Source organism: Rhizobium sp. 01T444 (genome assembly GCF_056398305.1).
In genome coordinates, this window is record NZ_JBFTPD010000003.1 from 51998 (window position 1) to 72721 (window position 20724).

Annotated in this window: 21 protein-coding genes; 15 read left to right on the forward strand and 6 right to left on the reverse strand. The window is 60.1% G+C overall.

Annotation, left to right across the window (positions count from 1 at the left end; translation table 11 throughout):
• Positions 1-14: 14 nt before the first annotated feature.
• Entirely contained in the window at positions 15-821 is an 807-nt protein-coding gene (locus tag AC1DTN_RS05830) for a phytanoyl-CoA dioxygenase family protein (RefSeq protein ID WP_442206398.1), read from the reverse strand.
• A gap of 227 nt (positions 822-1048) precedes the next feature.
• On the reverse strand, positions 1049-1981 hold the full coding sequence (locus AC1DTN_RS05835) for a LysR substrate-binding domain-containing protein (RefSeq protein ID WP_442206399.1): 933 nt from the start codon (positions 1979-1981) through the stop codon (positions 1049-1051).
• Positions 1982-2088: 107 nt separating this feature from the next.
• Here AC1DTN_RS05835 and AC1DTN_RS05840 point away from each other — a divergent pair, with 107 nt between their 5' ends.
• The 3 genes from AC1DTN_RS05840 to AC1DTN_RS05850 are packed head-to-tail and all read left to right on the forward strand — an operon-like array spanning position 2089 to position 3451.
• Positions 2089-2508, forward strand: coding sequence for a tautomerase family protein (locus AC1DTN_RS05840; protein WP_113320911.1), 420 nt, complete (start codon positions 2089-2091; stop codon positions 2506-2508).
• Positions 2505-2903, forward strand: coding sequence for a cupin domain-containing protein (locus tag AC1DTN_RS05845; RefSeq protein WP_442206400.1), 399 nt, complete (start codon positions 2505-2507; stop codon positions 2901-2903). Before AC1DTN_RS05840 ends, AC1DTN_RS05845 begins: the two co-directional genes overlap by 4 nt.
• Positions 2900-3451 (forward strand): DUF4865 family protein, encoded by a 552-nt coding sequence (locus AC1DTN_RS05850; protein ID WP_113320913.1) that lies wholly within the window; start codon positions 2900-2902, stop codon positions 3449-3451. Before AC1DTN_RS05845 ends, AC1DTN_RS05850 begins: the two co-directional genes overlap by 4 nt.
• A gap of 80 nt (positions 3452-3531) precedes the next feature.
• On the opposite strand, the gene pyk is transcribed toward AC1DTN_RS05850, so the two are convergent.
• Together pyk and AC1DTN_RS05860 are read right to left on the reverse strand one after the other, a co-directional pair.
• On the reverse strand, positions 3532-4971 hold the full coding sequence (gene pyk, locus AC1DTN_RS05855; RefSeq protein ID WP_007822873.1) for a pyruvate kinase: 1440 nt from the start codon (positions 4969-4971) through the stop codon (positions 3532-3534).
• Positions 4971-5444, reverse strand: a complete 474-nt coding sequence (locus tag AC1DTN_RS05860) for a DUF1036 domain-containing protein (protein ID WP_037103631.1) — start codon at positions 5442-5444, stop codon at positions 4971-4973. The genes pyk and AC1DTN_RS05860 overlap by 1 nt, the downstream gene beginning before the upstream one ends.
• A gap of 214 nt (positions 5445-5658) precedes the next feature.
• On the opposite strand from AC1DTN_RS05860, the gene AC1DTN_RS05865 reads away from it, so the two are divergent.
• The 3 genes from AC1DTN_RS05865 (at position 5659) to AC1DTN_RS05875 (ending at position 7125) form a co-directional block, all read left to right on the forward strand.
• On the forward strand, positions 5659-6447 hold the full coding sequence (locus AC1DTN_RS05865) for an N-formylglutamate amidohydrolase (RefSeq protein ID WP_442206489.1): 789 nt from the start codon (positions 5659-5661) through the stop codon (positions 6445-6447).
• 18 nt (positions 6448-6465) lie between these two features.
• Positions 6466-6771, forward strand: coding sequence for a DUF1244 domain-containing protein (locus AC1DTN_RS05870; protein WP_439016537.1), 306 nt, complete (start codon positions 6466-6468; stop codon positions 6769-6771).
• A 90-nt stretch (positions 6772-6861) separates the two neighbouring features.
• Entirely contained in the window at positions 6862-7125 is a 264-nt protein-coding gene (locus AC1DTN_RS05875; RefSeq protein WP_007822869.1) for a DUF2312 domain-containing protein, read from the forward strand.
• A gap of 156 nt (positions 7126-7281) precedes the next feature.
• Here the strand turns inward: AC1DTN_RS05875 and AC1DTN_RS05880 are convergent, their stop codons facing one another.
• Together AC1DTN_RS05880 and AC1DTN_RS05885 are read right to left on the reverse strand one after the other, a co-directional pair.
• Positions 7282-9159, reverse strand: coding sequence for a peptidoglycan L,D-endopeptidase MepK (locus AC1DTN_RS05880; RefSeq protein WP_113320978.1), 1878 nt, complete (start codon positions 9157-9159; stop codon positions 7282-7284).
• Between the two features lie 179 nt (positions 9160-9338).
• The gene (locus AC1DTN_RS05885; RefSeq protein ID WP_113320915.1) at positions 9339-10883 is read right to left on the reverse strand and encodes a sigma-54-dependent transcriptional regulator; all 1545 of its coding nucleotides are present in this window, start codon (positions 10881-10883) and stop codon (positions 9339-9341) included.
• A gap of 311 nt (positions 10884-11194) precedes the next feature.
• Here AC1DTN_RS05885 and AC1DTN_RS05890 point away from each other — a divergent pair, with 311 nt between their 5' ends.
• From AC1DTN_RS05890 to AC1DTN_RS05930, 9 genes are all read left to right on the forward strand, one after another.
• Positions 11195-13048: a M3 family oligoendopeptidase gene (locus tag AC1DTN_RS05890; RefSeq protein WP_113320916.1), complete on the forward strand. Its 1854-nt coding sequence runs from the start codon at positions 11195-11197 to the stop codon at positions 13046-13048.
• 33 nt (positions 13049-13081) lie between these two features.
• Positions 13082-14242 carry an aminodeoxychorismate synthase component I gene (locus AC1DTN_RS05895; protein ID WP_113320917.1) on the forward strand — a complete coding sequence of 387 codons (1161 nt, stop codon included), beginning with the start codon at positions 13082-13084 and terminating at the stop codon, positions 14240-14242.
• A complete protein-coding gene (locus AC1DTN_RS05900) occupies positions 14239-14868 on the forward strand; it encodes an aminotransferase class IV family protein (protein ID WP_442206402.1) in 630 nt (209 codons plus the stop codon). Before AC1DTN_RS05895 ends, AC1DTN_RS05900 begins: the two co-directional genes overlap by 4 nt.
• Positions 14869-14870: 2 nt before the next feature.
• Entirely contained in the window at positions 14871-15155 is a 285-nt protein-coding gene (locus AC1DTN_RS05905; protein ID WP_310383605.1) for a YciI family protein, read from the forward strand.
• Positions 15156-15202: 47 nt separating this feature from the next.
• Complete coding sequence (locus tag AC1DTN_RS05910) at positions 15203-16060, forward strand: heme-dependent oxidative N-demethylase family protein (protein ID WP_442206403.1); 858 nt, start codon at positions 15203-15205, stop codon at positions 16058-16060.
• Positions 16061-16191: 131 nt separating this feature from the next.
• The gene (locus AC1DTN_RS05915; protein ID WP_029868533.1) at positions 16192-17637 is read left to right on the forward strand and encodes a homospermidine synthase; all 1446 of its coding nucleotides are present in this window, start codon (positions 16192-16194) and stop codon (positions 17635-17637) included.
• A gap of 173 nt (positions 17638-17810) precedes the next feature.
• Positions 17811-18179 (forward strand): outer membrane lipoprotein Omp10, encoded by a 369-nt coding sequence (gene omp10 / locus AC1DTN_RS05920; RefSeq protein ID WP_442206404.1) that lies wholly within the window; start codon positions 17811-17813, stop codon positions 18177-18179.
• A gap of 30 nt (positions 18180-18209) precedes the next feature.
• The gene (locus AC1DTN_RS05925) at positions 18210-18530 is read left to right on the forward strand and encodes a hypothetical protein (RefSeq protein WP_442206405.1); all 321 of its coding nucleotides are present in this window, start codon (positions 18210-18212) and stop codon (positions 18528-18530) included.
• Between the two features lie 177 nt (positions 18531-18707).
• Complete coding sequence (locus AC1DTN_RS05930) at positions 18708-20627, forward strand: 5'-nucleotidase C-terminal domain-containing protein (protein ID WP_442206406.1); 1920 nt, start codon at positions 18708-18710, stop codon at positions 20625-20627.
• Positions 20628-20724: the final 97 nt, after the last annotated feature.

Below are 20724 nucleotides of genomic sequence, written 5' to 3' on the forward strand. Positions count from 1 at the left end.
GCATCTTCTCTGTCCTAGCCTTGTTGAAGCGCCCTGCGGATGGCGATCTCGACAGGTGAGTAGGCGCCGTCCTCACGCGTAAGCCGCAAGGGTTCTGAAGGCGCAAGGCCGGGCTGCGCCATGAAGCGCGGTTCCTTGCCGTGATGCATCTGCGCGGCATGGATCAGGAACGGGTGGCACAGATAGACCGTGCCCGCCTGCCCCGTTGCAAGAGCAAGCGGCCTCTCCTCACCGACATGCTCCAGCCACAGATGCGCCATGCCAGCTTCGCCAGCCGGCTCCAGTAGCTTCGCGATATCCTTGTGCGACCCGACCCGGATACGCGTCGGCGCATCGTTCTCCCCGACATCAGAGAACAGGAAAAGCATCAGGAGTGCCCGTCCGCGCGAGGTGATGTTCACCCGCCAGACGGAAAAATCCCGCTGTTCATTCGGATCGCCTTCGTCCCCCGGAAAGCTCAGGTCCACATGCCAGCCGGCATCGCCGGGATCGTCCGGATGCGGAAAGCGGACCGGGAAGCTGCCCAGACCGCTGCGCGGCTCCCAGCGTCCCTTGCCGACGAGCTGATCGAAAGCCGAATGCAGCAGGGGCGTGTTGACCGCCGTTTCGAACGGCCCGCCGCCATAGCCGGCAAGCCGCACAACCGGCCGCACCCAGCTTTTCGGATCGTCGGCATCGAAGGGAATATCCCGCCACATGATGGCGCGGGCTTCCTCGGCCACATCGCGGGGAAAAGCATCATCGACACGTACGAAGCCGTCCTCGATGAATTGCTCGATCTGCACGGCGCTCAGCGCCGGCGGGTAACCAGTGGATGTCATGAAATATCTCTCTATCGCCAAACCCTGCCGGCACGGTCCATCGGCCGAATTCAGGGTGGTTACAGTCCACGGCAACGTACCAGCTAGGAGGCTGGTGAAGCGGCCGCACCTTCTCTTTGCCCGAGGGCAGAGCCTTAGAGGCTCAAGAAGAAGACCGTAGCGATATTGAGAGCGATCATTTTCATAGCGATGGGAGGCTACCGGCTTCCAAGGGGAGGGTCAACACTTCACCCGAACCTTCGCAGCGCCTTCTCCTGATCGGAGGGAATAGAAATATCTCGCACTGCCTCGTGCACCGACTGCAGCACCAGTTCCGCCAGCCGGCTCGTTGCAGAATCCGGCTCCGCTTCCGCTCGATGCAAGACCAGCCCCAGCTTCGGCAGTTCCGGCAGGCCGGCTTCGCCTGACGCCAGCATCCGCACCTTGGCAGGCAGCCCTATAGGCGTGCGCACCGTAATACCCAGTCCTGCAGCGGTTGCCGCCCAGAGGCCGCTGAGGCTTGGACTGACGAAGGACAGCCGCCAGGAGATACCGGCCTCGTCCAGCACATTCGTCGCGGCATTCCTGAGCAGGCAGGGCGCCTCGAGCGAGGCAAGCTGCATCGGCTCACCGCTTCCAGTCGCCCATGTCGGCAAGCCATTCACCGGGCCGATCCAGCGCATCGGCACGTCGGCAATATGCTCGCAATGGGCGGTCAAAGTGCCGGCGCTCCAGGCGAGCGCAAGATCGAGCTTGCCCGTCGTCACCCGTTCCAGAAGCTCGGCATTGCGCACCACACGCGCTTCGATCCGCACCTTCGGATGCGCTCGAGCAAAGCGTCCGAGCACCTCGGGTAGCAAGTTCTCACCGAAGTCCTCCTGCAGGCCGAGCCGCACCCAGCCTTCCAGCTCGACACTCTGCATCGCAGCGACTGCCTCGTCGTTCAGATCGAGCAATCGCCGGGCGTAGGCAAGCATCATCTCTCCGGCTTCCGTCAGCGCCAGTCCGCGCCCGGATTTGCGGAAAATCGGCGTGCCAGCCTGCTCCTCCAGCTTCTTAAGCTGTGCGCTGACCGCCGAGGTCGAGCGCCCCAGGCGATCCGCCGCCCTGGCGAAATTGCCGAGATCCATGCCGGTCGCGAATGTCCTCAGGACATCCAGGTCGAATGTAATCCGTCGCATTTCACGATCCCGATTTCCAGGATAATTCATCCATAAAATTCTGATTTTCCGCACCATGGTGTCGTGGCATGCTTCTCCTGTCAAGACAAAGAACAAGGAGGCATCCAATGCCATTCGCTCGCATTTCCCTTCTGAAGGGCAAATCGCCGGACTATCTGCGTGCGCTCTCGGACAATATCCACAAGGCCATGGTCGAGACCTTCAATGTGCCGCCGGCCGACCGCTTCCAGATCATCCACCAGCACGAGCCGGGCGAGCTGATCTTCGATCGCAACTACCTTGCCGGTCCGCGCTCGGATGATTTCGTGCTGATTTCGATCACGACCGGCAAGCCGCGCACAACGGAAATGCGCAAGGCTCTCTTCCGCCGAACCGTCGAATTGCTCCAACAATCGCCCGGCTTGCGCCCCGAAGACGTGATGATCGTCATCTCGACCAGCGAACCGGACGAATGGTCCTTCGGCGACGGCTTGGCGCAGATGGCCGAACCCGGATGGGAAGCGCGCGCCAGGGGAGTTCCGGCATGAGCACCGCCAATCCGAGGACGATGACGATCCGCCGTCCCGGCAGTGCCGTCCGTTCTCCCGAAGGCATTTCGAATGCACCCTTCTGGGTCGAAATCCTGCTCGACAGTGAGATCGATGGCGAGAACACCGCCATGCGCGCAACCCTCGATCCCGGCACGGTCACACACTGGCATACGCATCCGCGCGGCCAGCTTCTTTATGTCCTCTCCGGTGTCGGTGTCGTGCAGCGGGAGGGTGAACCCGTCGAGGAAGTCAGAACCGGCGATGCAATATGGTTCGCCCCGGACGAGCTTCACTGGCACGGGGCAACAACTGACAGCCCTTTCGGATATCTTAGCATCCAGGGTTTTGAGAAGGGACGCTTCGTCGACTGGTCTGAGGAGACACAGCCATGATGGCCATGCAATATTCCTTCACCTTGCCGGCAGATTACGACATGCAGATCATCGATCGCCGCATCCGCGACAAGGGGCCGGCGATGGACGGCTTCCCCCACCTCGGTTTCAAGGCTTTTCTGAGCGCTCGCCGCGGTGAATTCGGCAGCCGGGAAAATCTGTACTCGCCCTTTTATATCTGGGACCAGCCGGAAGGCGCCAGCAACTTCATCTGCGGTCCCGGCTTTGCCGCGCTGACGGACGCCTTCGGTCGGCCGCTCATTCGCCATTGGATCGTCTGGCATACGCATGTCTCACCGGACCCCGCCAACGCCCGCTTTGCTTACAGCGAACACCTCCCTATCGAACCGCATGTATCTCTGCCCAACTTACGGCAGGAAGAGGTTGATCTGGCAAAGCAGGAAGCCGGCGGCAGACATCTGCTCGCCCGCATTACCGCCTTTGACCCGCATGACTGGACGATGGTCCGTTTTGGACTTTGTGCGGAAGCCCCGCCCGCGTCAGGCACCAACCAGATCTATCGCGTCGGTCACCTCTCCCGCGGCTAAGAGCACCAAAGGCAGAATCGGAAAGCAAAAAAAGCGCCCCTCTTTCGAGGAGCGCTTTGTTTTTTCAGGCCTGAAAGCGATCAGATGCCACTCTGGCCGTCGGAGCCGATATAGGCGATACGCAGCATGTTGGTCGCGCCAGGTGTGCCGAGCGGCACGCCAGCGGAGATGATGATGCGATCGCCCGGCTTGCCGAAACCTTCTGCAGCGACGATGCGGCAGGCGCGGTTGACCATGTCGTCGAGGTCGGTCGCGTCATGCGTGACGACGCAATGCATGCCCCAGACGACGGACAGACGGCGCGCGGTCTTGATGATCGGCGACAGAGCGATGATCGGCACCTGAGGACGCTCACGCGAGGCGCGCAGGCCGGTCGTGCCGGAAGACGTGTAACAGACGATAGCCGACAGCTTCAGCGTCTCGGCGATCTGGCGGGCGGCAAGCGAGATGGCGTCGGCGCCGGTTGCTTCCGGCTGGGCGCGCTGCGCGTAGATGATGCCCGGATAGTGCGGATCCTTCTCCACGGTGCTCGCAATCGAGGCCATCATCGAGACGGCTTCGACCGGATAAGCGCCGGAAGCCGACTCGGCCGACAGCATGATTGCATCCGCGCCTTCGAAGACGGCGATCGAAACGTCCGAAACTTCGGCACGTGTCGGAACCGGCGAGGAGATCATCGATTCCAGCATCTGCGTGGCGACGATGACAGGCTTGCCCGAACGGCGGCAGGAGCGGATGAGCTGCTTCTGGATACCCGGAACGGCTTCGAGCGGCATTTCAACGCCGAGATCGCCGCGGGCGACCATCAGTGCGTCGGAAAGCTCGATGATTTCTTCGATGCGTTCCAGCGCCTGCGGCTTCTCGATCTTCGACATAATGCCGACGCGGCCACGGGCGATCTTGCGCACTTCAGCAAGGTCGTCGGGACGCTGGACGAAGGAAAGCGCCACCCAGTCGACATCGTCGGTCGCGAGAACGGCGTCGAGGTCGACACGGTCCTTGTCGGTCAGCGCGCCAACGCCAAGCAGCGTATCGGGCAGGCTGACGCCCTTGCGGTCGGAAATGCTGGTACCGGCGATGACGGTCGTGACGATGCTCTTGCCGTCGCACTTTTCTGCGCGGAGAGCCAGTTTTCCGTCGTCGATCAGCAGGCGATGGCCCGGCTGCACGGCTTCGAGAATTTCAGGATGCGGCAGGAACACGCGGGTGTTGTCGCCGGGGGTATCGTTGTTGTCGAGCGTAAATGTCTGGCCGGGCTTCAGCTCGACCTTAACATCGGCAAACTTCCCGACGCGAAGCTTCGGACCTTGCAGGTCGGCCAGAATACCGATCGGCCGACCCGAGCGGGCTTCGACGGCGCGAATGCGCTGCACGAGCGTGCGCATCACGTCATGGCTCGCATGGCTCATATTGATGCGGAAGATATCCGCACCCGCCTGGTGCAGCTTCTCGATCATCGACTCCTCGGAGGAGGCGGGGCCGAGGGTGGCGAGGATTTTAACTTTGCGGTTACGCTTCATCAATTCTGGCTTTCTTGCGTCCCTGGGGTGTCGGAGAGTTGAACCATCCAGCTTCCCTGGCGGCCCGTATCATATTCCTTGAATCCCATTTTCTGATAACCCCGGGCGTAGCAGTCCTGCACACCCGTGATCTTGAATTCGTTTTCCGCCACGCACATCTGCACGTCACCCGTCCATCGGCCTCCCCGGGCGGCGTCTTCAGCATAGAGGTAATAATAACGCGACTGTAACTCTCCCTCGATCAGCGTGGCGCAGGTCGTTGCCGGCACCTGCCACCAACCCTCCGTGACCCAGCCATCCTTCGCTCTATATCCGATCGCAACGCCAACCAGATTTTGCGTACCGTTGCATACACGGAAATCCGCGCGCGCGGCATCGGCAATGAAGAACGGCGAGACGGCTGCAAGAGCGAACAATGCGAGACGGACCAGCGGCCCGGACCGCGTGAGGAAACTTGGCGCGGCTTGGATCAACACGGCTCCCAAATAGCTCCACGGTTATTCGTTATCCGTGTCTTCTTGCGCCGCCATCAGGCGAAAGTCAACGCAATGCTAATCGATTATATTTCCTTTCATAACCGCCGATCGGGCGCATCTTGTCGCGTTGGTCCGCCCATCACGCTTGAACCGGCCGAACGCGCATGCAATCACTGGGCGAAGACGCGAAATGACAATTGGCAATTTCCTGATGGATCACTTCCAATCCTTTGAAATCCTATCTGGCCAACATGACAAAGGCATGGTGATCCTTGGCGATCATGCCATGAACCGTCTGCCCGAACGATATGGCCGGCTCGGCCTACCGGAAAGTGCCTTCTCCAGGCACATCGCTTATGACATCGGCATTCAGGGCCTTGCCCGCAAGCTGTGTGCACAGCTGGGCGTGCCGGGCGTGCTCGGCGGTTTTTCGCGCTTGCTGATCGACCCCAATCGCGGCGAGGACGACCCGACACTGATCATGAAAATCTCCGACGGCGCCATCATCCCCGGCAATCATCCGATTACTGAGGAGGAGTGGAACTACCGGATCGAAACCTTCCACAGACCCTATCACAAAGCCGTGTCGGAGACGATTGATAGGGTGGCGAACGCGACCGGCAAAGCGCCGCTGGTACTGTCCCTCCACTCCTTCACGCCTGCCTGGAAGAGCGTTCCCCGCCCCTGGCATGCAGCAGTGCTCTGGGATAGTGACCACCGCGCCGTCGCCCCATTGCTTGAAAAACTGCGGGCTGATCCCGATCTCGTCGTCGGTGACAACGAACCCTATGACGGTGCCCTGAAGGGCGACACCATGTATCGTCATTGCATGATGACGGGCATCCCGCACGCGCTTCTAGAAGTGCGTCAGGACCTCATCGGCAACGAGGCCGGCATCGAGGAATGGGCGGCGCGCCTGGCGCCCATTTTTGCGGAGATGAATGACGATCCGGCCCTTCATGCATACAGCGTGCACGCTTCCCGCACCGGCCCCTATTGAGTGAAAAGGACTTGGCCCATGACCACGCTCAGCAAGGAACAACAGACGGAATTCGAGGCAGCCGCCTTCCGCCGGCTCATCACGCATCTTCGCGAACGAACCGACGTGCAGAACATCGATCTGATGAATCTCGCCGGCTTCTGCCGCAACTGCCTCTCCAACTGGTACCGCGAAGCTGCGGAGGCCGAAGGCGTCACTATGACGAAGGACGAATCGCGCGAGATCGTTTACGGCATGCCCTACGAAGACTGGAAGAACCTTCACCAGACGGAAGCATCGCCTGTGCAAAAGGCGACTTTTGAGGTGAACAACCCGCACAAATAGTCCACCCGCTCTCAAATCGTCTTGACGCTGGCGGCACTTCGCGGCAGTCACTGGCAACCCGAATGCATATCCCGAAATCAGGAGAACACGATGTCTGATGCACATGGCGTCGCTCGCGATCAGCTTCGCGCTTTTGTCGAGCGCATTGAACGCCTGGAAGAAGAAAAGAAGACCATCGCCGACGACATCAAGGACGTCTATGGCGAAGCCAAGGGCATGGGCTTCGACACCAAGATCCTCAAGAAGGTCGTTGCGCTCCGCAAGAAGGACGAGCAGGAACGCATGGAAGAAGATGCGATCCTCGATACCTACCTGCACGCTCTCGGCATGATCGAATCCCCGCCGGAAGGCTGAGGATCATCCAACCGCATTTTCAGAGAGCCGCCGTTTCGGCGGCTTTTCTTTTGATCTCATCAAAGTACCAGCGCCGTTTTCGCCGTGCCGCCGGCCCAAAAACGAAAGCCGCCGGAGACGATCCAGCGGCTTTTGCTTATTCGAAATATGGCCGGATCAGCGCGTGTTGAACTTACGCACTTCCATGAAATTGACGGCCGTGCCGCTGAAGCGACCAGGGTCGATCGAAGCAGTCTTCTGGAAGCCTTCGGCATAAACCGAGGTCGGCTGGGCGCGCAGCTCCTGGCTGACAAAGCGCGGTGCCTGCACCTTCTTGGACGCCATTTCCAGGCGGGCATTGGTAAGAGCCCACTGCGAGATCATCTTCTGGGTCAGCTTCGGCTCCGTACGCACTGTCTGACGGCTTTCGTCAGCGGCTACAGCTTCCTGCTTCGTCGGACGACCACCCTTGGTGGGAAGGCCCTGCGCGACCGGGCTGTCGACGGTGACAGGCTTCGGTGCTGCGGGAGGAGCAGCAAAGCTTGCAGACTTCGTCATCGGAGCAAGTGCCGCAAGCTGCAGCGGCGGCTTGTCTAGTGCCGGCGGATTCTTCGGTGCGGCGGCGTTRATTGCCTGCTCGACAGTCTGCGGCTCAGAAGGTGCGTTCATAGCTACCTCAGTGCCACCGCTCTGATCCTGCTGCTTTGCAAGTGCTGCCGCCATGGCGGGCGAAAGCGTGTCCTGATCAGCTTCGTCTTCACCCGCTTCAGGATCGGCATTCTGTGCAGCAAGCAGGTTTTCGGCAACGGCCGGACGTTCGGCTGGGGTCGGAACGCTCGTCGACATCAGGCTCGGATCGACAGAGGCAAGTTCTGCATCACCCGGCGCACGACGCTGCCCAAGGAGCGACGGAACCGGAATGCTGTAACCGCTGAGATCGGCGAAATGCTCCGGTTCCTGCGGCTGGCCTGCGGGCATGGCGGCAAGCGCCTGCTGAGCCGCATTACCTGCAGATGGCGGCACCAGAGCATTGGCAACCTCGTTGCCGGCAAGCTGGTTGCTGAAGGCCGGGCGAACCTGCGGCACTGGTGCATTCACGCTCGCAACTTCGGTCTGCGGCTGCGGTTCATCAGCTGCTGGGACAGCCTCAGCCTTCGGCGGCGTTGCCTTGGCGACAGCCACCGGTGTGCTATCCTCCGAATTATCCTCTTCCTCGTCAGCGCCGCCACCAAAGAGGTAGGCAAACAGCGTCTTCTGCTTGCGAGGTTCGTCATCGGAAACGGAAGCGCCGGCGCTAGCCATCATGATCTGGCTGCCGTTCGCCATGCGCCGCTTGTAATCGGCCATTGCCTGCTGGTAGCCTGGCAGCGGCTTGCCATCGGCGGGAATATGAATGGTATTGCCGTCAGGGAAGAGCCTGACCAGTTCGTCGCGGCTCATGCGCGGCCAGGCGCGAACGCCGCCGACATCCATATGCACGAAAGGCGAACCGGACTTTGGATAGAAGCCGACGCCGCCGACCTGCATCTTCATGCCGATACCGCGCAGCGTGGCGAGCTTTACGTCTGGAATGAAGAAGTCCATCGCCTTGCCAAGCATATGCTGGCTCTTTTCGGCGACACCGGATTTACGCGAACGACCGCGCAGCATCTCGTTGGTAGCAGGCGAGCGGAAACCGCAGACGACGTTGATGTAATCCCTGGAGCCGGACTGGCGGTAAACTTCCCAGATGAGGTCGAAGAGGCGCGGGTCCATCTTCGTCGGCTGATTCTTGCGCCAGTCGCGCAGGAAACGGTTGAGCTGCTCAAGACCTTTGGGGTCGAATTTGCCGTTTCGCTTGTAGGTGATGACGGCCTTTTCGCCGGTATGAATGAAATAGAGCTTCAGGCTGCGGGTATCCCCGGCAGCCTGAGACGGTGTGCTTACGAATACCGGTGAGGAAACCGCGAGTGCAAGAAGGGCGGCCGCTGCCGTCCTAATTGCCTTTCCGCCAATCTTGGCGCACAAACGCCAACTCAAGCGCGAAAGCTTGGTATTCCCATTCAGATTCTGCAACTCGATCCCCGTCAGACAGTCAATGTCCAATGCTGTCTCAAATGGCTGTCAAATGCGGTCACACGATGGCAAAAATGCCACACATGATCAACCTTTTCTTTATAGAGTGAACGAGCTGCTAACAAGTGGTTTATGGACGGTAACCAAATGTGGTTGCCTTATTCTTAATAAAAATGCGCTTATGCCGCATCTTTCTGAGGATTATCGGGGTCGATACCGTAGTCCTTGAGCTTTCTGTAAAGTGTGGATCGCCCGATACCTAGCTTTCTTGCCACTTGACTCATTTGCCCTCGGTAGAACTTCAAGGCAAAACGAATCAGTTCTTCCTCGACATCAGCAAGACGCCGAACATCACCGGACTGATTGACGCTCGATATCGCGTTATCGGAAGCCTCGGTCCCGCGGCGCATCGTCTCGGCGACTGATTCCGCCTGATAATCCTCGGGGAATTCCGCGTCAGGATCGAGGTGCGAATTGTCGGCAACGAGCGCCAGATGGTCCACGACCTCGTAGTTCGGAAGCTGGGCGGCGATCTGCGGGAAGTCCGCCTCAGTCAGCTCCGGACCTTCGGCAAGCACAACGGCGCGGAAGATCGCGTTTTCGAGCTGGCGGATATTGCCCGGCCAGTCATAGGTGGTCAGCAATGCCAGCGCGCCGGCATTGACCGTCATGCGGCGGCCGTTCTTCTGTTCGCTGGAGAAGCGGTCGGCAAAGACGCGCACCAGATGCGGAATGTCCTCCTTGCGCTTGCGCAGCGCCGGAATGGTGATCGGGAAGACGTTCAGGCGATAGTAGAGATCTTCGCGGAAGTGGCCGTTCTTGACCTCTTCGATCAGATCCTTGTTCGTCGCTGAGATGAGGCGAACATTGACCTTGTGCGCAGTGCGCGCACCGACGGTCTCGATCTCGCCTTGCTGAACGGCGCGCAATAGCTTCACCTGCACCTCGAGCGGCAGRTCRCCGATCTCGTCGAGGAAGATGGTGCCACCATCGGCTTCCATGAACTTGCCGATATGCTTTTCGGTCGCGCCGGTAAACGCACCCTTTTCGTGACCGAAGAGGATGCTTTCGACGAGATTGTGCGGAATGGCACCGCAATTGACCGTCACGAACGGTTTGGTGGCGCGATCGCCCCCCGACTGGATGGCGCGCGCCACCAACTCCTTGCCGACACCCGATTCGCCTTCGAGCACGACCGGGATGTTGGACTGCGAGGCGCGCTGCGCCAGATCGATGACACGGATCATCGCCGGGCTTGCCGAAACGATGTCGTCGAAGCCGACGGAGCCCGAGCGTGAACGGCGACCGGTACGGGCCTTCACCTCACGCTGGTCGAGCTTCATCGCATTGGAGATCGACGTATTGATACGCTCCGGAGAAACCGGCTTGACGACAAAATCGAAAGCCCCGGCGCGCATGGCCTGCACCACCGTTTCGATGCCGCCCTGCCCCGTCTGGACGATGACCGGAATCTGGGTGCCGAAATCATGCAATGCTTCGAGGAATTCGAGGCCGGTCATTTCCGGCATCATCAAATCGAGCACGATGACGTTGAAAAGGCCGGGATCGCGCTTCACCATCTCCAGCCCGATGCGGCCGTTTTCGGCCTGATGCACCACATGGCCGCTACGCTCGATCGCGTTCTTGAGCAGACGGCGCTGGACGGGATCGTCCTCGACCACAAGGATCTGCCCTGCCCCTTTGAGCTCATTGTAACCGGTCATTGTCGCCTCACTTCATGCGAAACCATAGAGCGCACTCTGACAGAAAGGCTTGAACATCCTGTTTTGAGAAACAATTGCATTTTAACTGTTCTGACAGGCCGTTTTCGTGCCGTTACGAGCCCTTTCACACGCCGAAAACCCCTTGATGCTAGACCTTTCGGCGCCCAGAGCGCCGCGCGTCCATTCGGACGCGCAAAGGACGTCTCTCTTTTTGAAACTGCGCAATCAGCCTTTCCGAAAATCGATTCCGATTTTCGGGCCGATGCTGTAGACAGTCAGACCTGTTATAAAAGAGGAAGAGGAACCGCCCCATGAGACATATGCTTGCGCACGCCGATCTTCACCTTTCGGCAACGGCTCCCGCTGCAGCATCGGACCCGGCTCTGGGCGAGCTTCCCTCCTGGCGGCTGCAGGATCTCTACCCCTCGGCCACCTCCACCGCCTTCGTCGCCGACATGGAAAAAGCCGGCAAGGCCGCTTCCGCTTTTGAAGAGAAATGGAAGGGCAAACTTGCCGAAGCAGCCGCCAAGAAGGGCGAGGAAGGCATCGGCCAGGCGCTGAAGGAATATGAGGCACTCGACGATATTATGGGCCGCCTCGGCTCTTTCGCTGGCCTTACCTATTTCTCGGATACGTCCAACCCGGCAAACGGCAAGCTCTATGGCGACGTCCAGGCCAAGCTTACCGACTATTCCGGCCGCTTGCTGTTCTTCGCTCTCGAACTCAACCGCATCGACGATGCCGTGATCGATGCCTGCATGGCGAACGATCCGCTTGCCGGCCATTACCGCCCCTGGCTGGTCGACCTGCGCATGGACAAGCCCTACCAGCTCGAAGACCAGCTCGAGCAGCTCTTCCTCGAAAAATCGATGACATCAGCTGCCGCCTTCAACCGTCTCTTCGATGAGACGATGGCGGAGCTGCGCTTCGAGATCGACGGCGAGAAGCTGCCGCTCGAAGTGGCATTGAACATGCTGCAGGAAAAGGATCCAGAAGTGCGCCGCAAAGCGGCAATGGCGCTCGCCGAAACCTTCAAGACCAATATCCGCATCTTCACGCTCATCACCAATACGCTCGCCAAGGACAAGGATATCTCCGATCGCTGGCGCAGCTTCGAAGACATTGCCGACAGCCGCCATCTGGCGAACCGCGTCGAGCGCGAAGTGGTCGATGCGCTTGCTGCGGCGGTGAAGGAAGCCTATCCGCGCCTTTCGCATCGCTATTACAAGATGAAGGCCAAATGGCTCGGCATGGAGCAGATGAACTTCTGGGATCGCAATGCGCCGCTTCCGGAAACCTCAAGCGCCATCATCTCCTGGACCGAAGCCAGGGACACAGTGCTGTCCGCCTATGGCAATTTCGCGCCGGAAATGGCTGCGATCGCCAAGCGCTTCTTTGACGAACAGTGGATCGACGCCCCCGTGCGCCCCGGCAAGGCGCCCGGCGCTTTTGCGCATCCGACCGTTCCGTCGGCCCATCCCTATGTGCTCGTCAACTATATGGGCAAGCCGCGCGATGTGATGACGCTCGCCCATGAACTCGGTCACGGCGTGCATCAGGTACTTGCCGGCGCGCAAGGCGCGCTCATGTGCCAGACCCCGCTGACGCTTGCCGAAACCGCTTCCGTCTTCGGCGAGATGCTGACCTTCCGGGCATTGCTGAACCGGACGACTGACAACCGCGAACGCAAGGCCATGCTTGCCCAGAAGGTCGAAGACATGATCAATACGGTCGTGCGCCAGATCGCCTTCTACGAGTTCGAGCGCAAGGTTCATACCGCCCGCAAAGCCGGCGAACTGACCGCCGACGACATCGGCGAACTCTGGCTTTCCGTCCAGTCGGAAAGCCTTGGCCCGGCGATCAAGATTTCCGAGGGTTATGAGACCTACTGGGCCTATATCCCCCACTTCATCCATTCGCCCTTCTATGTTTACGCCTATGCTTTCGGCGACTGCCTGGTGAACTCGCTCTATGCCGTCTATCAGAAGGCCGAGAAGGGCTTTCAGGACAAGTATTTCGAGATGCTGAAGGCCGGCGGCACCAAGCATCATTCCGAACTGCTGAAGCCCTTTGGCCTGGATGCAACCGATCCTTCCTTCTGGAGCAAGGGCCTGTCGATGATCGAAGGCCTGATCGACGAACTCGAGGCACTGGACAAGGCATAAAACCGCCCAAACCGCGGCTTCGCTGGAAAGGCAATGGCAGCGTCCGAACCCTTCATCCTGTTCCGGGACGACACGACCGGCGAAGTCATGCTCTTCGCCGGCCCGGTAGACATGATTATCGCCCGCACGAAGGCGGAATTCGTGCCTGCGCTCAAGCGGATGGAAGAGGCGCGACAGACCGGCAAATGGCTTGCCGGTTACATCGCTTATGAGGCTGGCCATTTCTTCGAAGAAAAGCTTGCTCCCTTCGCGGAAGAGAACCGCGAGACGCCGCTGCTGCTGTTCGGTGTCTTCGATGCGCCGCAGCCAGATGACCATCCTCTCGCAAGGCCACGGCAGCGCCACGAAAACGAGGAATTCCTGACTGCACCGAAGGCAGCCTGGAACTTCGCTATATATAAAGAGCGTTTCGAAGACCTCCACCGGCATCTGCGCCTCGGCGATATCTATCAGGCCAACCTGACGATGCCGATCGAAGCCCGCTGGAGCGGCGATCCGCTTGCCGCTTTCTGGTCGCTGATCGACCGCCAACCCGTGAAATATGGCGCGTTTGCCGATCTCGGCGGTCCCATCATTCTTTCCCGCTCACCGGAACTGTTTTTCCGCACCGACGAAGATGGCTGGATCGAGACGCACCCGATGAAAGGTACGGCCAAACGCGGCGCGACACCGGCCGAAGATGCCGAAATCGTCGAAGCCATGAAGGCCGACATCAAGACGCAAGCGGAAAACCGCATGATCGTCGACCTCTTACGCAACGATATCTCGCGCATCACCGAAGTCGGCACGCTCGACGTTCCAAAACTCTTCGAAATCGAGACCTATCCCACCGTCCACCAGATGGTCAGCCACGTTCAGGCGAAGCTCCTACCCGATCTTTCCATCCGCGACATCTTTGCCGCCCTTTTTCCCTGCGGCTCGATCACCGGCGCGCCGAAGATCCGCGCCATGGAAATCCTCCACGACCTCGAGGATGGTCCGCGTGATGCCTATTGCGGCGCAATCGGCATGATCGCGCCCAACGGCGCGATGCGCTTCTCCGTTGCCATCCGCACAATGACGCTCTTCGACGGCGGCAAAGCAGTCTTCAACGTCGGCGGCGGCATCGTCTTCGATTCCACGGCTGAAGCCGAATATGAGGAATGCCTGCTCAAGGCCCGCTTCGCCATCGGCGACCAATGGATTGCCCGATGAAGGATTTTTCGCTGATCGAAACCCTGCGCTGGCAACCGGACGAAGGCTTCATTCGCCTGCGCCTTCATCTCGCCCGCCTCTCCCGCTCCGCCCGCCGCATCGGTTTTCCCGAACCGACGGATGTGGTCGCGAAGCTGGAAGATGCGGTAAAGGATGATAAGGAGCCGCGTCGTGTCAGGCTGACTTTCGACAGCCAGGGCCGGATCGATATTGCCACCGCGCCCTTCACGCCGCTGCCGCAAGACACGGTCTGGAAATTCCGTATCGCTAGCACGCGTCTCGATTCCACTGACAGGCTGCTACGTATCAAGACCACATGCCGGGCCGTGTATGAAGCGGCGCGCGCCGAGTTTACGCCGCAGCAAGCGGATGAAGTCATCCTGCTCAACGAACGGCAGGACGTCTGCGAGGGAACCATTACGTCTGTCTTCCTTGATGACGGCTCCGGCATTCTCAGGACACCGCCGATCTCCTGCGGCCTGCTCGCCGGCGTGCTCCGCACCGAGCTCATCTGCCAGCGAAAGGCCCGCGTCGGTCGCATCACGCTCGATGATCTGGACAAGGGTATGCTTTACGTTGGAAATTCGCTACGCGGCCTGATCCGCGCCACGCTGCAAAAGGACTGACCATGCTGATCCTCTCCCTGACCTATGTGAAGCCCAATGAAGAGGCCGACAAGCACATGGAGCCGCATATGGTCTGGGTGAAGGAAGGATATGCGAAGGGCTGGTTCCTCGCTTCCGGCCGGAAGGTACCACGCACCGGCGGAGTCGTTCTCGCCATCGGCGACCGCGCCCAAATTGAAGCCTATGTCGCAGCCGACCCTTTCACCATCCATGGTGTTGCCGAATATGACATCACAGAAGTCGCGCTGACGACGGTGACGGAAGGGTTGGAGGCTCTGAAGCGCTGAGTTACAAACCGCACCCGGCAAATCGTCAGGCTCGAAAAGGAGCGGCGATGAAACGTCCGACCTACACGCCCTATGACGGCTCGGCCCGGCCCTTCACGATCGGTCTGATGCCGTTCGATCCCGCCCGCTGGATCGAACCCGACGAAGATCTCAACCGCTACCTCAAGGAAAAGGCGCGGCTGGCAGGCGAGTGCCTCGACGACATCTTCGTCGCAGAGGATGGGACGGAAGCAGCCCAGCAGGAGGCGCTGAATATTCTCCTCGCTCACCTTGCCGATCGGCATCCGGCGATGCTCCGGCAGGATACATCCGATCTGCCGCCGCTCTTCAAGGCCGGTTCACTCATCCAGGATGATCTTGTTCTGATGCGCCGCAAGGCCGATGGCTGGCATCTCGTTGCCGCCCATGTCGCCTTTCCCTCCTCGTGGTCACTGCATGAGAAATTCGGTCGGCCGATGCACGAGATCCATGGGGATGTGCCGGGCTTCGGCGAAGGCACGCGCAATGCCGCACTGATTACCCGCATCTTCGACGGCCTGCAGAGTGCCCAGCCGGTCGAGCGGCTGAACTGGTCGGTCAACGCCACTGATGATCTCTTCCTTCCCGTCTCGAAACATCGCCGGCCGCCTTACGTCGAGGCCTTCACGCTCGAAGAGCGTTTCGTCCGCGTCGAGCGCCAGACCCTTCGCAAGCTGCCTGTCTCGGGCGACATTCTCTTCACCATCCGCATCTATATCGATCCGGTCGCCGTCATTGCCCGGCATCCGCAGGCGCGGAAACTCGCAGCCAGCTTTGCCGACCAACTGGAAGCACTCGACGTCCAGCAGACCGTCTACAAAGGGCTGACCCTGCAGCGGACGGAACTCGTGCGGAAACTGCGAGCACTTTGCAGCGCCGATATTTGACCTTTGCAGGGGAACGCTCTTTATTGTGACGCCATTTTGTGATTAGAGCCGGTCACTTCGCGAGCTTCGCGGCATTTTCACATGAATTCTTTAGGCTGAAAGCCTTCGTTCCCTTCCAATAGGAGAAAAGAATGACGGAACAGAACTATCCGGTATATGGCGAAATTACCGGTCCGATCGTCATGATCGGCTTTGGCTCCATCGGCCGCGGCACGCTGCCCCTGATCGAGCGCCACTTCAAATTCGACAAGAGCCGGATGGTTGTCATCGACCCGCGCACGGACGATGCCCACATTCTGGAAAAGCACGGCGTCAAGCACATCCAGGCGCATGTGACGAAGGACAACTACAAGGAGCTGCTGAAGCCGCTCCTGACTGAAGGTGAAGGCCAGGGCTTCTGCGTCAATCTCTCGGTCGACACCTCGTCGCTCGACATCATCAAACTCTGCCGCAAGCTTGACGTGCTCTATATCGATACCGTCGTCGAGCCCTGGCTCGGCTTTTATTTCGATAAGGACATGAAGAACGAGGAACGCACCAACTACGCGCTGCGCGAAACCGTTCGCAAGGAAAAGGCGAAGAACCCCGGCGGCACCACGGCCGTTTCCACCTGCGGCGCAAATCCGGGTATGGTCTCCTGGTTCGTCAAGCAGGGCCTGCTGAACCTTGCCCGTGATATGGGCCTCAAGTTCGATGAGCCGGGCCAGGACGACCGCGAAGAATGGGCAAAGCTCATGAAGAAGGTCGGCGTCAAGGGCATCCACATCGCCGAACGCGACACGCAGCGCACCATCCACCCGAAGCCGCTCAACGTCTTCTGGAACACCTGGTCGGTCGAAGGCTTCATCTCCGAAGGCCTGCAGCCGGCAGAACTCGGCTGGGGCACCCACGAAAACTGGATGCCGAAGAACGCCAAGAAGCATAAGAAGGGCTCCAAGGCCGCCATCTTCCTGGAACAGCCCGGCGCCAACACCCGCGTGCGCACCTGGTGCCCGACGCCCGGCCCGCAGTATGGCTTTCTCGTCACCCACAATGAGTCGATCTCGATCGCCGACTTCTTCACGGTGAAGGACAAGGACGGCGACGTCTCCTATCGTCCGACCTGCCACTACGCCTACCATCCTGCCAATGATGCCGTTCTCTCGCTGCATGAGATGTTCGGCAACGGCGGCAAGGCACAGCCGGTTCTCCACGTTCTCGACGAGAACGAACTGGTCGATGGCGTCGACGAGCTCGGCGTGCTGCTCTACGGCCACGACAAGAACGCCTACTGGTATGGTTCGCGTCTGTCGCTGGAAGAAACCCGCCGCATCGCCCCCTACCAGAACGCGACTGGTCTGCAGGTAACCTCTGCCGTTCTCGCCGGCATGGTCTGGGCTCTTGAAAACCCGAAGGCCGGCATCGTCGAAGCCGATGAGATGGATTACAAGCGCTGCCTCGAAGTGCAGCTGCCCTATCTCGGCCCGGTCGAAGGCCACTACACCGACTGGACCCCGCTCGACGGCCGTCCGGGCCTGTTCCCGGAAGACATCGACACCAAGGATCCGTGGCAGTTCAAGAACATCCTCGTTCGCTGAAGCCTGCCCTAACGCTTTCGAAGATGCCCGCTGTTAGGCGGGCATTTTTGTAACGCCTGCTGTCTAAATGCCGGCCGACCCCCGTCGAAGGCTTGCCTTCGCGGAAGGCCCGCGCCATGTTTTTGGCGGACTGTCGCGGAAAGCTTCCGCTTAGATTCGCCGGGAGAAGCCTTATGAAAGTCAGAACTGGTCTCGTTCTTGCGGTTGCATCGGCAGCTCTTGCCGCCTGTGTTTCCTCCGGCCCGCGCCCCCTCCCCGTTGCATCAGCACCCACTCCTACCGGTGTCGAAGGAACCTGGGCCGATCCGAACGGCATCGTCTCCACCTTCCAGTCCGGCACTTTCACGACGCGCACGACCGACAGCAACCAGCTTCTGGCCTCCGGCACCTATACCAAAACCTCGCCGACGCTGGTGGAAATCAACATGACCTCGCTGGTTCGCAACACTCAGTCGAAGGTCAATTGCGCCCTCGTTACGACGAGCCAGCTGAATTGCACCTCGGATGCCGGCGCACAGTTCGTCCTGACCCGCCGCAGCTGAATAGAGCAGATGAGGTGAAGGCTAAGCACCATGCGGGCTTTCGCTGGTTACCTCGTCCTGTTGCTCGCAACGCCGCTTGCCGCACTTGCGGTCATTTTGCCGGCTAATGTCTATCGTGCCCAAGGTATCGCCGCCCCCGATTGCGACGGGCCGCTGCAGGTGCTGATCTTCGCCGCGCCGGCAGTCCTGATCTACGGCGCAGGCGTAGTCCTTGCCTATCGGGCCGGCCGGCGCTTTCACCGCATCGTTTCCCTTCTTTGCTTGATTGTCGCGCTCGCCACATTTCCGAATATTGCAGAGGCCATGCGCGAACTCTACCGAAACGCTGCCGCCGGAGAATGCGTGGGATAACCAGTCGGCTTTTTTGCCCGGTTCCCCCTTGGAAAGCGGCTCTCCTGGCCCAGCTTTCCCTTGCGGCGGCGCATCGTCTGATGGAACATCCGCATGCCGGGAAACCGCCCGGGCTGACCATGGAAGGGACTGGCGAGGATCAGGGGGATCTTCGCCCTTTTAATCAGGAGAACAGGGATGACGAAGTCTTTCAGCTTCGGTCTTTTGACCGCGTCCATGCTGGCGCTGAGCACAGGCGCCGCTTTCGCGGATTACGAACTCAATATTCTTCATATCAACGATTTCCATTCACGCATTGAATCGATCAACAAGTTCGACTCCACCTGCTCGGTCGAGGAGGAAGGCAAGAACGAATGCTTCGGCGGCGCCGCCCGTCTGAAGACCGCTATCGACCAGCGCCGTCAGGCTCTGACGGGCAAGAACGTGCTGCTGCTCAACGCCGGCGACAATTTCCAGGGCTCGCTGTTCTACACGACCTACAAGGGCGCGGCCGAAGCCGAAATGCTGAACCTCATGAAGTTCGACGCCATGACGGTCGGCAATCATGAATTCGACGACAGCGAGGATGGGCTCGCAACCTTCCTCGACAAGGTGCAATTCCCCGTCGTCGCCGCCAACGTCAAGGCAAGTGCTGCCTCCAAGCTTGGCGACCGCGTCAAACCTTCTCTCGTGCTTGACGTCAGCGGCCAGAAGATCGGTATCGTCGGCGCCGTCACCAATGACACGCCGGAGCTTTCCTCGCCCGGCCCGAACGTGACGATTGCCGATGACGTCCAGAGCATCACGGCAGAGGTTCAGAAACTGAAGGGCGAAGGCGTCAACAAGATCATTGCGCTCACCCATGTCGGCTACCCGCGCGACCTCGCGATGATCGCCAAGATCCCTGATGTCGATGTGGTCGTCGGTGGCCATTCACACAGCCTGCTGTCGAACACCGATCCGAAGGCCGAAGGCCCCTATCCGACGATGGTCGACAATCCCGGCGGGTACAAGGTACCGGTGGTGCAGGCAGCCTCCTACAGCAAATATCTCGGCGATCTCGTCGTTAATTTCGATGATAATGGCGTCGTCAAGGAAGCCAAGGGTGATCCCATCCTGATCGATTCTTCCTTCACGCCTGATCCGGCTGTCACGGCACGCATTGTCGAACTGGCAAAGCCGATTGAAGACCTGCGCAAGAAGGTGATCGGCTCCTCCGAAGGCCCCATCGAGGGCGACCGCAAGGTCTGCCGCGTCAAGGAATGCTCGATGGGCAATCTGGTGGCCGATGCTATCCTCGACCGTAGCAAGAACCAGGGCGTGACCATTGCCATCCAGAACGGCGGCGGCCTGCGCGCCTCCATCGATGGCGGCGACGTCACCCAGGGCGAAGTCATCACCGTGTTGCCCTTCCAGAACACGCTCGCAACCTTCCAGCTGACCGGCGCCGATATCATCAAGGCGCTCGAAAACGGCGTCAGCCAGATCGACCAGGGCGCCGGCCGTTTCCCGCAGGTCGCCGGTCTGAAATTCACTTTCGACCAGTCGAAGCCGGTCGGCAGCCGCGTCAGCGACGTCCAGGTCAAGGACGGCGACAATTTCGTGCCGATCGACAATGCCAAGACCTATAGCGTCGCCACCAACAACTTCATGCGCGCCGGCGGCGATGGCTATGTCGCCTTCAAAGACGGCCAGAATGCCTATGACTACGGTCCGGACCTGGCCGACGTGACAGCCGAATATATTGCCGCGCACTCGCCCTATAAGCCTTATACGGACGGCCGCATCACTGAAATTGCGCAGGCGGCACCTGCTCCCTCCGCAGAGCCGGCTCCCGCAACACCTGCGCCCGCGGCCCCGGCTCCATCTGCCGAACCGACCCCAGCTACTGCAGCACCAGCCCCAGCCGCTCCCGCTCCGGCAGTTGAACCTACCCCGGCAGCCTCCGCACCGGCTGCGCCTTCGACCCATATCATCGCTGCCGGCGATACTTTCTGGGATCTCGCCAAGACCTTCTACGGCGATGGCGCCGAATGGCACAAATTGTCGGAAGCCAATGGCAGCCCGAACCCGCGCCATCTGCGGGTCGGCGAGGAAATCCAGGTTCCCGCCAAGTAAGACGATTTGTCCTGATCATCAGAGCCGGTCCGGGGTTCCCCGGGCCGGCTTTTCTTCTTATAGGGTGAACCGTGATCGGCCGGCTGCGTATGATCCG

What these genes read in the sequence shown, in the direction of transcription:
- AC1DTN_RS05830 (WP_442206398.1), bottom strand. Translation starts at nt 821, where the DNA reads ATGACATCCACTGGTTACCCGCCGGCGCTGAGCGCCGTGCAGATCGAG.
- AC1DTN_RS05835 (WP_442206399.1), bottom strand. Translation starts at nt 1,981, where the DNA reads ATGCGACGGATTACATTCGACCTGGATGTCCTGAGGACATTCGCGACC.
- AC1DTN_RS05840 (WP_113320911.1), top strand. Translation starts at nt 2,089, where the DNA reads ATGCCATTCGCTCGCATTTCCCTTCTGAAGGGCAAATCGCCGGACTAT.
- AC1DTN_RS05845 (WP_442206400.1), top strand. Translation starts at nt 2,505, where the DNA reads ATGAGCACCGCCAATCCGAGGACGATGACGATCCGCCGTCCCGGCAGT.
- AC1DTN_RS05850 (WP_113320913.1), top strand. Translation starts at nt 2,900, where the DNA reads ATGATGGCCATGCAATATTCCTTCACCTTGCCGGCAGATTACGACATG.
- pyk (WP_007822873.1), bottom strand. Translation starts at nt 4,971, where the DNA reads ATGAAGCGTAACCGCAAAGTTAAAATCCTCGCCACCCTCGGCCCCGCC.
- AC1DTN_RS05865 (WP_442206489.1), top strand. Translation starts at nt 5,659, where the DNA reads ATGGATCACTTCCAATCCTTTGAAATCCTATCTGGCCAACATGACAAA.
- AC1DTN_RS05870 (WP_439016537.1), top strand. Translation starts at nt 6,466, where the DNA reads ATGACCACGCTCAGCAAGGAACAACAGACGGAATTCGAGGCAGCCGCC.
- AC1DTN_RS05875 (WP_007822869.1), top strand. Translation starts at nt 6,862, where the DNA reads ATGTCTGATGCACATGGCGTCGCTCGCGATCAGCTTCGCGCTTTTGTC.
- AC1DTN_RS05890 (WP_113320916.1), top strand. Translation starts at nt 11,195, where the DNA reads ATGAGACATATGCTTGCGCACGCCGATCTTCACCTTTCGGCAACGGCT.
- AC1DTN_RS05895 (WP_113320917.1), top strand. Translation starts at nt 13,082, where the DNA reads ATGGCAGCGTCCGAACCCTTCATCCTGTTCCGGGACGACACGACCGGC.
- AC1DTN_RS05900 (WP_442206402.1), top strand. Translation starts at nt 14,239, where the DNA reads ATGAAGGATTTTTCGCTGATCGAAACCCTGCGCTGGCAACCGGACGAA.
- AC1DTN_RS05905 (WP_310383605.1), top strand. Translation starts at nt 14,871, where the DNA reads ATGCTGATCCTCTCCCTGACCTATGTGAAGCCCAATGAAGAGGCCGAC.
- AC1DTN_RS05910 (WP_442206403.1), top strand. Translation starts at nt 15,203, where the DNA reads ATGAAACGTCCGACCTACACGCCCTATGACGGCTCGGCCCGGCCCTTC.
- AC1DTN_RS05915 (WP_029868533.1), top strand. Translation starts at nt 16,192, where the DNA reads ATGACGGAACAGAACTATCCGGTATATGGCGAAATTACCGGTCCGATC.
- omp10 (WP_442206404.1), top strand. Translation starts at nt 17,811, where the DNA reads ATGAAAGTCAGAACTGGTCTCGTTCTTGCGGTTGCATCGGCAGCTCTT.
- AC1DTN_RS05925 (WP_442206405.1), top strand. Translation starts at nt 18,210, where the DNA reads ATGCGGGCTTTCGCTGGTTACCTCGTCCTGTTGCTCGCAACGCCGCTT.
- AC1DTN_RS05930 (WP_442206406.1), top strand. Translation starts at nt 18,708, where the DNA reads ATGACGAAGTCTTTCAGCTTCGGTCTTTTGACCGCGTCCATGCTGGCG.